Genomic DNA, 13,224 nt, shown 5'->3' with positions numbered 1-13,224 from the left:
AGACGCGCGCGGGACGGCTCAGGCCCCGGCGAGGGACCGCAGCGCGTCGGCGCGGTCGGTGTTCTCCCAGGGCAGCTTGACGTCGGTGCGGCCGAAGTGGCCGTACGCGGCGGTCGCGGCGTAGATCGGATGCAGCAGGTCCAGGTCGCGGATGATCGCGGCCGGGCGCAGGTCGAACACCTCGGTGATCGCGGCCTGGATCTTGGCCGGGTCGACGGTCTCGGTGCCGAAGGTCTCCACGAACAGGCCGACCGGCGAGGCCTTGCCGATCGCGTAGGCGACCTGCACCTCGATCCGCCCGGCCAGGCCCGCGGCGACGACGTTCTTGGCGACCCAGCGCATCGCGTACGCGGCGGAGCGGTCCACCTTCGACGGGTCCTTGCCGGAGAACGCGCCACCGCCGTGGCGGGCCATGCCGCCGTAGGTGTCGACGATGATCTTGCGGCCGGTCAGGCCCGCGTCGCCCATCGGGCCGCCGATGACGAACCGGCCGGTCGGGTTGACCAGCAGTTTCACGTCGGTGTGGTCGAGGTCGAGCTCGTTCACCTCGGGCATCACGACCTGCTCGCGCACGTCGACGCCGAGCATCGTGTCCAGGTCGATTCCGTCGGCGTGCTGGGTGGACACCACGACGGTGTCCAGCCGCACCGGCTGGTCGCCGGCGTACTCGATGGTGACCTGGGTCTTGCCGTCCGGCCGCAGGTAGGGCAGGACGCCGTCCTTGCGCACGCGGGCCAGCCGGCGGGACAGGCGGTGGGCCAGCGCGATGGGCAGCGGCATCAGCTCGGGCGTGTCGGAGCAGGCGTAGCCGAACATCAGGCCCTGGTCGCCGGCGCCCTGCCGGTCGATCTCGTCGATCGCGTTCTCCACGCGCGACTCGTACGCGGTGTCCACGCCCTGGGCGATGTCCGGCGACTGCGATCCGATGGCGACGTTCACGCCGCAGGAGTTGCCGTCGAAGCCCTTGGCGGAGGAGTCGTAGCCGATCTCGAGGATCCGCTCGCGCACGATCGTCGGGATGTCGGCGTAGGCCTCGGTGGTCACCTCACCGGCGACGTGCACCTGGCCGGTGGTGATCATCGTCTCCACCGCGACGCGGGAGCGCGGGTCCTTGGCCAGGAGGGCGTCCAGGATCGAGTCGCTGATGGCGTCACAGATCTTGTCGGGGTGCCCCTCGGTCACCGACTCCGAAGTGAACAGCCTGCGATTAGACGCGGTCACCACGCTCACATCCCATCAACTCTTTTGTCCCTCCGGCCGCCAGGCTAGGGCGGGCCGGTCAGTGCCTGATGAATTCCCCGACGGCATCCCAGACCGCGGCGGCCAGTTGCGCTTTGGAGCCCAGTGGGATAGGCCGCTCGGTGCCGTCGGCGGCCAGCAGCCAGCCCGCGTTCTCCTCGACCTCGAACGCCCTGCCATCCCCGACCGCGTTCAAAACCAGCAGGTCACAGCCCTTGCGCCGCAGTTTGGCACGGCCGTGGTCGAGTACGCTACCGCGCTCGTCGCCGGTTTCCGCAGCGAAACCGACAATGACCTGTCCCGGCAATCGATTCGTTACCAGTTCCGCGAGGATGTCCGGATTTCGGGAAAGCGTGATGACCGGATCGGGCGCGTCGTCGGTTTTCTTGATTTTGTGACCCGACCGGCTCGCGGGACGAAAATCAGCGACCGCGGCGGCCATCACGACGATGTCCGCCTCCTTCGCGGCCTCGCGCACCGCGTCGCGCATCTCCTCGGCGCTGGACACCCGGCGCAGCACCGCACCGGCGGGCTCGGGCAGCTCCACGGTGTGGCCGGCCACGAGCGTGACCTCCGCACCGCGCTGCGCGGCCACGCGGGCCAGCGCGTAGCCCTGCTTGCCGGACGAGCGGTTGCCGAGGTAGCGGACGGGGTCCAGCGCCTCGCGGGTGCCACCGGCGGACACGACGACGCGCTTGCCCTCGAGGTCGCGCGGCAGCGCCGAGGGCGCGGCCAGCAGCAGCCGGGCCAGGTCGACGATCTCCGCCGGGTCGGCCAGCCGCCCCTTGCCGGTGTCGGCGCCGGTGAGCCGGCCCGCGGCGGGTTCGGTCACCACGGCTCCGCGGTGGCGCAGCAGCGCCACGTTGTCGCGGGTGGCCGGGTGCTCCCACATCTCGGTGTGCATGGCCGGGAAGAACACGACCGGGCAGCGCGCGGTGAGCAGTGTGCCGGTGAGCAGGTCGTCGGCGCGGCCCTGGGCCGCACGGGCCAGCAGGTCCGCCGTCGCCGGGACGACCAGCACGAGGTCCGCTTCCTTGCCGATGCGGACGTGCTGCACCTGGTCCACCTCGGTGAACACGCCGGTGTGCACCGGGTGGCCGGACAGCGCCTCGAAGGTGGCCGCGCCGACGAACTTCAGCGCGGCCTCCGTGGGCACCACGCGGACGTCGTGACCGGACTCGGTCAGCCCGCGCAGCACCTCACAGGCCTTGTAGGCGGCGATACCGCCGCCCACACCGAGCACGACGCGAGGTTTACTCACCCTCGGTGTGCTCGAGCAGGCCGGCGTGGATCTCGCGCAGCGCGATCGACAGCGGCTTCTCGCGCGGGCCCGGCTCCACGAGCGGGCCGACGTACTCGAGCAGGCCCTCGCCGAGCTGGGCGTAGTAGTCGTTGATCTGACGAGCGCGCTTCGCGGCGTAGATCACCAGTGCGTACTTCGAGCTGACCTTGGCGAGCAGGTCGTCGATCGGCGGGTTGGTGATGCCCTCGAGTTCCTCGCCGTAGATGCCGAGCGATGCGGTCACGCGCTTATGCTCCTGAGTTCTCTTCGTGAAGTCGGTGGTCTCCCCGCAGCAAGTCTAACAACTGCCGCGCGGCTTCCCCGACGTCGGCGTTCACCAACCGCACGTCGAATTCACCCGCGGCCGCCAGTTCGCGCTCCGCCTCGGCGAGGCGGGCCCGCACGGCGGCCTCCTCCTCGGTGCCGCGACCGGTCAGACGGCCGACCAGCTCTTCCCAGGACGGCGGCATGAGCATGACCAGCCGGGCGTCCGGCATGGCCGCGCGCACCTGCCGCGCACCCTGCAGCTCGATCTCCAGCACCGCGGGCCTGCCCTCGGCCAGCGCCCGCTCGACCGGCTCGCGCGGCGTGCCGTAGCAGTTGCCGGTGAACTCGGCGTGCTCGAGCAGCTCCCCCGCGGCGACCATCTTGTCGAACATCGCCCGGTCGATGAAGTGGTAGTGCTCCCCGTCGACCTCGCCCGGACGCGGCGCCCGGGTGGTCACCGAGACGCTGAAGTAGATGTCCGGGTCCAGCCGGCGCAGGGCGCCGACGACGCTGGACTTGCCGACCCCGGACGGGCCGGAGACGACCGTGAGCCGGCTCCGGGACCCCGGTCGTGCCTGGTCCGGAGCCGGCTCACGGTGCGCCGCCGGGCCGGCATGCCCGCCGGCCCCGGTGACGCGGTCGCTGCCGGTGTCGCTCACTCGCCGCTGAACTCGGCCAGCAGCGCCTTGCGCTGCCGGTCACCAAGGCCGCGCAGTCGACGGCTCGGTGCGATCTCCAGGCGCTCCATGGTCTGCTGAGCGCGCACCTTGCCGACGCCGGGAAGGGCTTCGAGCAGGGCGGAGACCTTCATCTTGCCGAGGACCTCGTCCTCGTCGGCCTGCTTCAGCACGTCGGTGAGCGTGGTGCCACCTCGCTTGAGGCGCTCCTTCAGCTCAGCACGGGCACGACGAGCGGCAGCGGCCTTCTCCAGCGCCGCCTTGCGCTGTTCCTCGGTCAGCTGGGGAAGTGCCACGTTTTCCTCCGTAGTACTCAAAATTCTGGGTGGGTGACGCGACGGTACCCACCCCGCGCCACCGGCCACAATGCGGGGGGTGGTCGCTCGGTTCCAGGACAGGGACCTGATATTGGCGCTATCCGGTCAGGCTCGCCTGGGTGCGGCGCACCGCCTCGCGCAGCGCGAGCGGGTCCGGACCGTGCCTGAGAACGTCCCTGGACGACGCGGGCAGCACCCCGGGCAGGTCGGGTCCGAACAGGCGGCGAAGATCGTCCACGGTGGCTCCCTGGGCCCCGAAACCGGGCGCCAGGACGGGGCCGTTGAGCCCGGCCAGGTCCAGCTCGCCCGCGCCGGTGGTAGCGCCCACGACCACGCCGACGTCGCCGAGGGTGCCGGCGCCGGCGTTGCACCGGGCCGCCTCGTCCACAATCGACTGGGCGACGGTCTTCCCGTTGTCCAGCAAGGCGTTCTGCAGCGCGGTCGCCTCCGGGTTGGAGGTGCGGGCGAGCACGAACAGCCCCTCGCCGGTGCCCTGGGCGGGCGCCAGCGAGCCGAACCCGAGGTAGGGCGAGACGGTGATCGCGTCGGCCCGGATCGGGGCGGCCTCGCCCAGGTAGGCCGCGGTGTAGGCGGCCATGGTCGACCCGATGTCGCCCCGCTTGACGTCCAGCAGGACCAGCGCGCCGCGGTCGCGGGCGTGCTCGACCACGCGGGCCAGGACCGCCACGCCGGGCGGCCCGAACGCCTCGAAGAACGCCGACTGCGGCTTGACGACTGCAACCTCCGGCGCCAGGACGTCAACCGCCGTCAGGGCGAACTTCTCCAGGCCGTCCGGAGTACGGTCCAGCCCCCACGCGTCGAGCAGGCCGGGGTGGGGGTCGATCCCCGCGCACAGGTTCCCGCGCGCGGCGATCGCCTCCACCAGCCGGGCACCGAAGCCCGTCACGCCGTCGCTCCCCTCACGACCTGGACCTGAGCGCCGCCTGCAGGTCCTGCAGCGACCGGACGCCGATGTCGCCCCGGATGAGCGCCTCGATGCCGTGCACGGCCGCCGCGGCGCCCTGCACGGTGGTGATGCAGGGGATGTCCCGCGACACCGCCGCGGTGCGGATCTCGTAGCCGTCGATGCGCGGGCCGCTGTTGCCGTACGGGGTGTTGATCACCATGTCCACCCCGCCCGAGGTGATCACCTCGACCACGTTCGGCTCGTCCGGTGTGCTCCCTTCGGAGTACTTGCGCACGACCGTGCTGGGCACGCCGTTGCGGCGCAGCACCTCGGCGGTGCCGGAGGTCGCGAGGATCTCGAACCCGAGGTCGGCCAGCCGCTTGACCGGGAACACCAGTGCCCGCTTGTCGCGGTTGGCGACCGAGACGAACACCTTGCCCGAGGTGGGCAGCGACCCGTAGGCGCCGGCCTGGGACTTCGCGAACGCCTCACCGAAGGAGGTGTCCACGCCCATGACCTCGCCGGTGGACTTCATCTCCGGCCCGAGCAGCGAGTCCACGCCCTTGCCCTCCGGGGTGCGGAAGCGGTGGAAGGGCAGGACCGCCTCCTTGACCGCGACCGGCGCGTCGACCGGCAGGTGCCCGCCGTCGCCCTCGGCGGGCAGGATGCCGCGGGTGCGCAGGTCCTTGACCGAGGAGCCGGTCATGATCAGCGACGCCGCCTTGGCCAGCTGCACGCCGGTCGCCTTGGACACGAACGGCACGGTGCGGCTGGCGCGCGGGTTGGCCTCCAGGACGTAGAGCACGTCGTCCTTGAGCGCGTACTGCACGTTGAGCAGGCCGCGCACGCCGACGCCGCGGGCGATCGCCTCGGTCGAGGCGCGCACCGCCTCGACGTCCTGGCGGCCGAGCGTGATCGGCGGCAGCGCGCACGAGGAGTCGCCGGAGTGGATGCCGGCCTCCTCGATGTGCTCCATGACCCCGCCCAGGTACAGCTCCTCGCCGTCGAACAGGGCGTCGACGTCGATCTCGATCGCGTCGTCGAGGAACCGGTCGACCAGCACCGGGTGCTCCGGCGTGACCTCGGTGGCGCGCTGGATGTAGCCGGCCAGCGAGGCCTCGTCGTAGACGATCTCCATGCCGCGGCCGCCCAGCACGTAGGAGGGCCGGACCAGGACCGGGTAGCCGATCTCGTCGGCGATCCGCTTGGCGCCCTCGAACGAGGTCGCGGTGCCGTACTTCGGGGCGGGCAGGCCCGCGCCGGCCAGCACATCGCCGAACGCGCCGCGGTCCTCGGCCAGGTTGATCGCCTCGGGCGAGGTGCCCACGATCGGCACGCCCGCGTCGGCCAGGCGCTGCGCCAGCTTGAGCGGGGTCTGGCCGCCGAGCTGGACGATCACGCCGGCCACGGTGCCCGAGCGCTGCTCGGCGTAGACGACCTCGAGCACGTCCTCGAAGGTCAGCGGCTCGAAGTAGAGGCGGTCGGAGGTGTCGTAGTCGGTCGACACGGTCTCCGGGTTGCAGTTGACCATGACGGCCTCGAACCCGGCCTCGCGCAGCGCGAGCGCGGCGTGCACGCACGAGTAGTCGAACTCGATGCCCTGGCCGATGCGGTTCGGCCCGGAGCCCAGGATGAGCACCTTGGGCTTGTCCGGCTGCGGGGTGACCTCGGATTCCGCCGCGGGGTCGGACTCGTAGGCCGAGTAGTGGTACGGCGTCTTGGCGGCGAACTCGGCCGCGCAGGTGTCCACCGTCTTGTACACCGGCCGCACGCCGAGGCGGTGGCGCAGCGCGCGCACGCCGTCCTCACCGGCCAGCTCCGGCCGCAGCGCGGCGATCTGCTGGTCGGACAGGCCGACGCGCTTGGCCTCGCGCAAAAGCGGCGCGTCCAGCACCGGGGCGTCGCGCACCTCGGCGCCGATCTCGCCGATCAGGGCGATCTGGTCGATGAACCACGGGTCGATGCCGCTGGCCTCGTGCACCTGCTGCACGGTGGCGCCCAGGCGCAGCGCCCGCTCGACCGCGTAGAGCCGGCCGTCGTGCGGCGTGCGCAGCGCTTCGAGGGTGTTCTCCAGGGTGGCGCCCTCGGGGTCCGGCGTGGTCCAGAACCCGGCCGCCTTGGTGTCGATCGAGCGCAGCGCCTTGCCCAGGGCCTCCGGGAAGCTGCGGCCCAGGGCCATCGCCTCGCCGACGCTCTTCATCGTGGTGGTCAGCGCCGGGTCGGCGCCGGGGAACTTCTCGAACGCGAACCGCGGCACCTTGACCACGACGTAGTCCAGGGCCGGCTCGAACGAGGCCGGGGTCTCGCCGGTGATGTCGTTGCGGATCTCGTCCAGCGTGTAGCCGATGGCGAGCTTCGCGGCGATCTTGGCGATCGGGAAGCCGGTGGCCTTCGACGCCAGCGCGCTGGAGCGGGACACGCGCGGGTTCATCTCGATGACGACCATGCGGCCGTCGCGCGGGTTGATCGCGAACTGGATGTTGCAGCCACCGGTGTCGACGCCGACCTCGCGCAGCACCGCGATGCCCACGTCGCGCATGTGCTGGTACTCGCGGTCGGTCAGGGTCATCGCCGGGGCGACGGTGACCGAGTCACCGGTGTGCACGCCCATCGCGTCGATGTTCTCGATCGAGCAGATCACCACCACGTTGTCGTGGCGGTCGCGCATCAGCTCGAGCTCGTACTCCTTCCACCCGAGCACGCTCTCCTCGATGAGCACCTCGGTGACCGGCGACTCGGCCAGCCCGATCGAGGCCAGCCGCTCCAGCTCCTCGTCGGTGTGCGCCATACCCGAGCCGAGACCGCCCATCGTGAACGAGGGCCGGATGACGACCGGCAGGCCCAGCTCGGCGACGGTCTCGCGGACCTCCTCCATGGAGTGGCAGACCCGGCTGCGGGGGACGTCGCCACCGATGGTGCGGACGATGTCCTTGAACTTCTGCCGGTCCTCGCCGCGCTGGATGGCGTCGATGTCGGCGCCGATCAGCTCGACGCCGTACTTCTCCAGCACGCCGCGCTCGTGCAGGGCGACGGCGGTGTTCAGCGCGGTCTGCCCGCCCAGGGTGGCGAGCAGGGCGTCCGGGCGCTCGGCCGCGATGACCTTCTCCACGAAGTCCGGGGTCACCGGCTCGATGTAGGTCGAGTCGGCGAACTCGGGGTCGGTCATGATCGTGGCCGGGTTGGAGTTCACGAGCGAGACCCGCAGGCCCTCCTCGCGCAGCACCCGGCAGGCCTGCGTGCCCGAGTAGTCGAACTCGGCGGCCTGGCCGATCACGATCGGGCCGGATCCGATGACGAGCACGTGCTCGATGTCTGTACGTTTCGGCATCAGCGGCTCTTCTTCTCCATCAGGGTCACGAACTCGTCGAACAGCGGCGCGGCGTCGTGCGGGCCGGCGGCCGCCTCCGGGTGGTACTGCACCGAGAAGGCCGGCACGTCCGCGCAGCGCACGCCCTCGACCGTGTCGTCGTTCGGGCAGTAGTGGCTGACCTGCGCGGCGCCGAAGGGCGAGTCGAACCGCTGCCCGGGCTCGCCCTCCAGGGCGAAGCCGTGGTTCTGCGCGGTGATCGCCACCCGCCCGGTCTCCACGTCGATCACCGGGATGTTGATGCCCCGGTGGCCGTAGCGCATCTTGTAGGTGCCCAGCCCCAGCGCGCGGCCGAGGATCTGGTTGCCGAAGCAGATGCCGAACAGCGGGATCTCGCGGCGCAGGACCTCTTCGGTCAGCGCGACCGCGTGGTCCTGGGTGGCCGGGTCGCCCGGGCCGTTGGACAGGAACACCCCGTCCGGCTCGACGGCCAGCACCTCCTCCAGCGAGCTGGTCGAGGGCAGCACGTGCAGCTCGATGCCGCGGCGGCTCATCTGGCGCGGGGTGTTGGACTTGATGCCCAGGTCCAGCGCGGCGACGCGGAAGCGGCGCTCGCCCTCCGCCGCGACGACGTAGGGCTCCTTCGTGGTGACCTCACCGGCCAGGTCGGAGCCCTTCATCGGCGGGCTCGCGAGCACCTGCGCGACCATCGCCTCCTCGGTGTCCAGCGCGTCGCCGGAGAACACCCCGGCGCGCATGGCGCCCTGCTCACGCAGGTGGCGGGTCAGGGTCCGGGTGTCGACGCCGCTGATGCCGACGACGCCCTGGCGGGCCAGCTCGTCGTCCAGCGTGCGGCGCGACCGCCAGTTCGACGGGGTGCGGGCCGGGTCGCGCACGACGTAGCCGGACACCCAGATGCGGGCGGACTCGTCGTCCTCGTCGTTCCAGCCGGTGTTGCCGATCTGCGGCGCGGTCTGCACCACGATCTGGCGGTGGTAGGACGGATCGGTCAGCGTCTCCTGGTAGCCGGTCATGCCGGTGCAGAACACGGCCTCGCCCAGTGTGCGGCCCTGGGCGCCGTAGGCCGATCCGCGGAACACCCGCCCGTCCTCCAGCACCAATGCGGCCGGTGTCCTGGTGCCCACGGTCACTGGGCCCCTCCCTTGATCTCTCGTTCGGACAAACTTTCGATCCACTGTGGATAGACGTCGAGGTCGTCGCCGCGGAAGCCGGTGTCCAGCTCCCGCTCGCCCAGGCGCCAGGTGATGACGATCAGGCTGTCGGTGCCCATCACCTTCCCGGCGATGGCGCTCGCGCGCTTGACCTCCACAATGGAGTCCCGGGGGATGAAGAACCCGGGCGCGCCGGCGCGGTCGATCTCCACGCCGCCCGCGTACCGGCGCAGCACCGCGCGCCCGCGCATCCCGACCCCGCGGGTGACGATGCGGTCCTGCCAGTTGCCGGCGGTGGTGGTGCTCACGTAGAGGCCCTTGGCCTCCGGCAGCAGCTCCTCCCCCGGGTCGTCCGGGGTCTGCGGGAACGGCGGCAGCTGGGCGCTCTGCGACCGGGCGCGGCGCCGCCAGCTTCGTCGCATGGCCCACAGCGCGAGCAGGAAGAACGCGAACACCAGCAGGGTGAGCAGCAACCGGTCCATCAGCAGATCTTCCCTTCGCGGGCCGTCACGCGCCCGCGCAGCATCGTCGCGGTCACCACGGCCGGCAACCGCATTCCCTCGTACGGGGTGTTGGCGGCGAGGCTGGCCAGCTCCGCCCCCCGCACGGTCCATTGTGCGCCCGGGTCGACCAGCGCGAGGTTGGCGGGTTCGCCCACGGCGAGCGGTCGTCCCTGGTCAGGCAGGCCGGCGATCTCCGCGGGGCGCTCGCTCATGACCTTCGCCACGCCGCGCCAGTCCAGCAGGCCGGTCTCGACCATGGTGGCGGCGACCACGGACAGCGCGGTCTGCAGGCCGAGCATGCCGGGCCGGGCCGCGGACCACTCGCAGTCCTTGTCCTGCGGCGCGTGCGGGGCGTGGTCGGTGGCGACGCAGTCGATGACACCCTCGGCCAGTGCCGCGCGCAGCGCGTCGACGTCGCGGTTGGTCCGCAGCGGCGGGTTGACCTTGTTCACCGGGTCGTAGGTGGCCAGGCGCTCGTCGGTGAGCAGCAGGTGGTGCGGGGTGACCTCGGCGGACACCCGGGTCCCCCGGTCCTTCGCCCAGCGCAGCACGTCGGCGGTGCCGGAGGTGGACACGTGGCACACGTGCATGCGGGCGCCGGCGTGCTCGGCGAGCAGGCAGTCCCGCGCGACGATCGACTCCTCGGCCGAGGCGGGCCAGCCCGCGTAGCCCAGGCGCGCGGCCTGCTCGCCCTCGTGGGCCTGGGCGCCGACGGTCAGCCGCGGCTCCTCGGCGTGCTGAGCGATCACCACGTCCAGGGCCGTCGAGTACTCCAGCGCCCGGCGCATGATCAGCGGGTCGTGCACGCAGTGGCCGTCGTCGGAGAACATCCGCACGCCGGCGGCCGACTTCGCCATCGTGCCCAGCTCGGCGAGCCGCTCCCCCGTCAGCCCGACGGTCACGGCCCCGACCGGGTGCACGTCGACCAGGCCGACCTCGCGGCCGCGGCGCCACACGTGCTCGACGATCACCGCGTTGTCGGCGACCGGCTCGGTGTTGGCCATCGCGAAGACCGCGGTGTAGCCGCCCAGTGCCGCCGCGGCCGAGCCGGTCTCGATGGTCTCCGTGTCCTCGCGTCCGGGTTCCCGCAGGTGGGTGTGCAGGTCGACGAAGCCGGGCAGCAGCACCTGGCCGCCGGCCTCGATCACCTCGGCGCCCCCGGGTGCCTGGAGTTCGCCGATTTCGGCGATGGTGCCGCCGGTGACCAGGACGTCCACCGGGTCGCCTTCGCCGTAGAGCCGGGCGCCCTTGATCAGAACCTGGGTCACTTCGCGTCTTCCTCTCCGGCGAGCAGGTGGTAGAGAACGGCCATCCGCACGTGCACCCCGTTGCGGACCTGTTCGGTGATCGCCGCGGACGGCGCGTCCGCGACGGCGGAGGCGATTTCCATGCCGCGCAGCATCGGGCCCGGGTGCAGCACCACCGCGTGCTCGGGCAGCAGCCGCAGCCGCGCCTCGTTGAGGCCGTAGGCGATCGAGTATTCGCGCGCCGACGGGAAGAACCCGCCGTGCATGCGTTCGGCCTGGACCCGCAGCATCATCACCGCGTCCAGGGCGGGCAGCTCCGCGTCCAGGTCGTGTGACACGGTCACCGGCAGCGCGCCGACCCCGGCGGGCAGCAACGTCGGCGGGGCGACGAGCACGACCTCGGCGCCCAGCGCGGACAGCAGGTGGATGTTGGAGCGCGCGACCCGGCTGTGCAGGACGTCGCCGACGATGCCGATGCGGCGGTCCTTGATGCCGCCGAGCCGTTCCCGCAGGGTGGCCGCGTCGAGCAGCGCCTGCGTGGGGTGCTCGTGCATGCCGTCACCGGCGTTGACGACCGAGGTGCCGGTGCCCTCCAGCCAGCCGGCCAGGCGCTGGGCGGCGCCCGAGGCCGGGTGCCGGACGATGACGCAGTCGGCGCCCGCGGCGGACAGGGTCAGCGCGGTGTCCCGCAGCGACTCACCCTTGCCGACGGACGAGCCGCCCGCCGAGACGTTCACCACGTCGGCGCTCATCCACTTCCCGGCGATCTCGAACGAGACCCGGGTGCGGGTGGAGTTCTCGTAGAACATCGTGATGACCGTGCGGCCGCGCAGCGTCGGCAGCTTGCGGACCTCGCGGCCGAGCAGGGTCCGCTTGAGTCCGTCGGCGGTGTCCAGCACCGCGGTCGCCAGGTCGGGGTCGAGGCCGTCGGTGGCCAGCAGGTGCTTCATGCCTTCGCTTCCCCCTCGCGCAGCAGCACCGCGTCGCGCCCATCCACTTCGGACAGCAGGACGGCGACGTCTTCGGCGCGTGCGGTCGGGATGTTCTTGCCCACGTAGTCGGCGCGGATCGGGAACTCGCGGTGCCCGCGGTCGACCAGGACGGCCAGCTGCACGGCGCGGGGCCGGCCGTGGTCGCGCAGGGCGTCCAGCGCCGCGCGCACGGTCCGGCCGGAGAACAGCACGTCGTCGACCAGGATCACCACGCGGTCGTCGATGCCGGCTTCCGGCAGGGTGGTGTCCGCGAGCGGCCGCGTCGGGCGTCGCCGCAGGTCGTCGCGGTACAGGGTGATGTCCAGGGCTCCCGTGGGGGGCTCGACGCCGGCGAACTCGGCGATCCGCTCGGCCAGACGGGTGGCCAGCGAGGTGCCCCGGGTCGGGATGCCCAGGAGAACGGGAGGTGCGCCCGGGCCGCCGCCGAGGGCGGTCTTCTCGATGACCTGATGGGCCATCCGGGCGATGGTGCGCGCGACATCACCGGCGGAGAGCAACTCGCGCTCGCCACCTGGTGCTGCCGCGTCACGAGGGCGTGACGCCACAGCAGACTCCTTCCCCGCCTCACCGGACGGGTCCTTAAAGGACGTCGATCTCCTGCTTGCCGAGGAAATCCACCCGATGCTAACAGGCGGTGTCGTTCAGCCATCCGGGTGGTGGCAGGTGCATCCCGTTCTTGACCTGGTGACGACAATGCGTAACCATTACTCTGAGTGTTCAACTCGGCAGTCCCCCGGCGGCCCATGAGACCGACTGGGCGAGGAAACGGAGAACCACCAGATGGGCGATTACGCCAAGGCGCTCGGGGCGAAGCTCCGCGGGATCCGCCAGCAGCAGGGTCTGTCCCTGCACGGGGTCGAGCAGAAGTCCGGCGGACGTTGGAAGGCCGTCGTGGTCGGTTCCTACGAGCGTGGCGACCGCGCCGTGACGGTCCAGAAGCTGGCCGAGCTGGCCGACTTCTACGGCGTACCGGTGGTCGAGCTGCTGCCCGAGGGCCGGGTGCCGTCCGGGGCCGAACCCGCCACCAAGATCGTCATCAACCTGGAGCGGCTCCAGCAGCTGCCGGCCGAGAAGGTCGGACCGCTCGCCCGCTACGCCGCCACCATCCAGAGCCAGCGCGGCGACTACAACGGCAAGGTGCTGTCCATCCGCACCGAGGACCTGCGGTCGCTGGCCATCATCTACGACATGACCCCCGGCGAGCTGACCGAGCAGCTCATCGACTGGGGCGTCCTGCCGCCCGAGGCGCGACCCGCCAAGGAGGACTGAGAAGGCCCCTGACCAGCGAAAAGCCCGGCGCGATCTCCGCGCGCC

Annotated in this window: 13 protein-coding genes; 1 reads left to right on the top strand and 12 read right to left on the bottom strand. The window is 71.6% G+C overall.

What is annotated here, in order from left to right:
- Window positions 1-18 precede the first annotated feature (18 nt).
- The 12 genes from metK to pyrR form a co-directional block, all read right to left on the bottom strand.
- The gene (gene metK / locus FB470_RS23860) at window positions 19-1,221 is read right to left on the bottom strand and encodes a methionine adenosyltransferase (protein ID WP_306999453.1); all 1,203 of its coding nucleotides are present in this window, start codon (window positions 1,219-1,221) and stop codon (window positions 19-21) included.
- 58 nt (window positions 1,222-1,279) lie between these two features.
- Window positions 1,280-2,500, bottom strand: a complete 1,221-nt coding sequence (coaBC, locus tag FB470_RS23855) for a bifunctional phosphopantothenoylcysteine decarboxylase/phosphopantothenate--cysteine ligase CoaBC (RefSeq protein ID WP_306994986.1) — start codon at window positions 2,498-2,500, stop codon at window positions 1,280-1,282.
- Window positions 2,493-2,765 (bottom strand): DNA-directed RNA polymerase subunit omega, encoded by a 273-nt coding sequence (gene rpoZ / locus FB470_RS23850; protein WP_017983069.1) that lies wholly within the window; start codon window positions 2,763-2,765, stop codon window positions 2,493-2,495. The genes coaBC and rpoZ overlap by 8 nt, the downstream gene beginning before the upstream one ends.
- Before the next feature lie 4 nt (window positions 2,766-2,769).
- On the bottom strand, window positions 2,770-3,447 hold the full coding sequence (gene gmk, locus FB470_RS23845) for a guanylate kinase (RefSeq protein ID WP_306994983.1): 678 nt from the start codon (window positions 3,445-3,447) through the stop codon (window positions 2,770-2,772).
- Window positions 3,444-3,761, bottom strand: coding sequence for an integration host factor, actinobacterial type (gene mihF / locus FB470_RS23840; protein ID WP_017983071.1), 318 nt, complete (start codon window positions 3,759-3,761; stop codon window positions 3,444-3,446). The genes gmk and mihF overlap by 4 nt, the downstream gene beginning before the upstream one ends.
- A 118-nt stretch (window positions 3,762-3,879) precedes the next feature.
- Window positions 3,880-4,689 carry an orotidine-5'-phosphate decarboxylase gene (pyrF, locus tag FB470_RS23835; RefSeq protein WP_306994979.1) on the bottom strand — a complete coding sequence of 270 codons (810 nt, stop codon included), beginning with the start codon at window positions 4,687-4,689 and terminating at the stop codon, window positions 3,880-3,882.
- Between the two features lie 13 nt (window positions 4,690-4,702).
- Complete coding sequence (carB, locus tag FB470_RS23830; protein ID WP_306994977.1) at window positions 4,703-8,017, bottom strand: carbamoyl-phosphate synthase large subunit; 3,315 nt, start codon at window positions 8,015-8,017, stop codon at window positions 4,703-4,705.
- The gene (gene carA, locus FB470_RS23825; RefSeq protein ID WP_306994976.1) at window positions 8,017-9,147 is read right to left on the bottom strand and encodes a glutamine-hydrolyzing carbamoyl-phosphate synthase small subunit; all 1,131 of its coding nucleotides are present in this window, start codon (window positions 9,145-9,147) and stop codon (window positions 8,017-8,019) included. Before carA ends, carB begins: the two co-directional genes overlap by 1 nt.
- A complete protein-coding gene (locus tag FB470_RS23820; RefSeq protein WP_306994974.1) occupies window positions 9,144-9,650 on the bottom strand; it encodes a PH-like domain-containing protein in 507 nt (168 codons plus the stop codon). Before FB470_RS23820 ends, carA begins: the two co-directional genes overlap by 4 nt.
- Window positions 9,650-10,939, bottom strand: a complete 1,290-nt coding sequence (locus tag FB470_RS23815; RefSeq protein ID WP_306994973.1) for a dihydroorotase — start codon at window positions 10,937-10,939, stop codon at window positions 9,650-9,652. The genes FB470_RS23820 and FB470_RS23815 overlap by 1 nt, the downstream gene beginning before the upstream one ends.
- On the bottom strand, window positions 10,936-11,868 hold the full coding sequence (locus FB470_RS23810) for an aspartate carbamoyltransferase catalytic subunit (RefSeq protein ID WP_306994971.1): 933 nt from the start codon (window positions 11,866-11,868) through the stop codon (window positions 10,936-10,938). Before FB470_RS23810 ends, FB470_RS23815 begins: the two co-directional genes overlap by 4 nt.
- Window positions 11,865-12,455, bottom strand: coding sequence for a bifunctional pyr operon transcriptional regulator/uracil phosphoribosyltransferase PyrR (gene pyrR / locus FB470_RS23805; protein ID WP_306994970.1), 591 nt, complete (start codon window positions 12,453-12,455; stop codon window positions 11,865-11,867). Before pyrR ends, FB470_RS23810 begins: the two co-directional genes overlap by 4 nt.
- A 235-nt stretch (window positions 12,456-12,690) precedes the next feature.
- On the opposite strand from pyrR, the gene bldD reads away from it, so the two are divergent.
- A complete protein-coding gene (gene bldD, locus FB470_RS23800) occupies window positions 12,691-13,179 on the top strand; it encodes a transcriptional regulator BldD (RefSeq protein ID WP_020422358.1) in 489 nt (162 codons plus the stop codon).
- Window positions 13,180-13,224 lie beyond the last annotated feature (45 nt).

It is taken from the genome of Amycolatopsis thermophila, from assembly GCF_030814215.1.
Classification (GTDB): domain Bacteria; phylum Actinomycetota; class Actinomycetes; order Mycobacteriales; family Pseudonocardiaceae; genus Amycolatopsis_E; species Amycolatopsis_E thermophila.
Note: the sequence above shows the minus strand (reverse complement) of the source record. Positions and strands in the feature narration are given on the sequence as shown.

What these genes read in the sequence shown, in the direction of transcription:
- carB (WP_306994977.1), bottom strand. Translation starts at nt 8,017, where the DNA reads ATGCCGAAACGTACAGACATCGAGCACGTGCTCGTCATCGGATCCGGC.
- FB470_RS23810 (WP_306994971.1), bottom strand. Translation starts at nt 11,868, where the DNA reads ATGAAGCACCTGCTGGCCACCGACGGCCTCGACCCCGACCTGGCGACC.
- bldD (WP_020422358.1), top strand. Translation starts at nt 12,691, where the DNA reads ATGGGCGATTACGCCAAGGCGCTCGGGGCGAAGCTCCGCGGGATCCGC.
- FB470_RS23820 (WP_306994974.1), bottom strand. Translation starts at nt 9,650, where the DNA reads ATGGACCGGTTGCTGCTCACCCTGCTGGTGTTCGCGTTCTTCCTGCTC.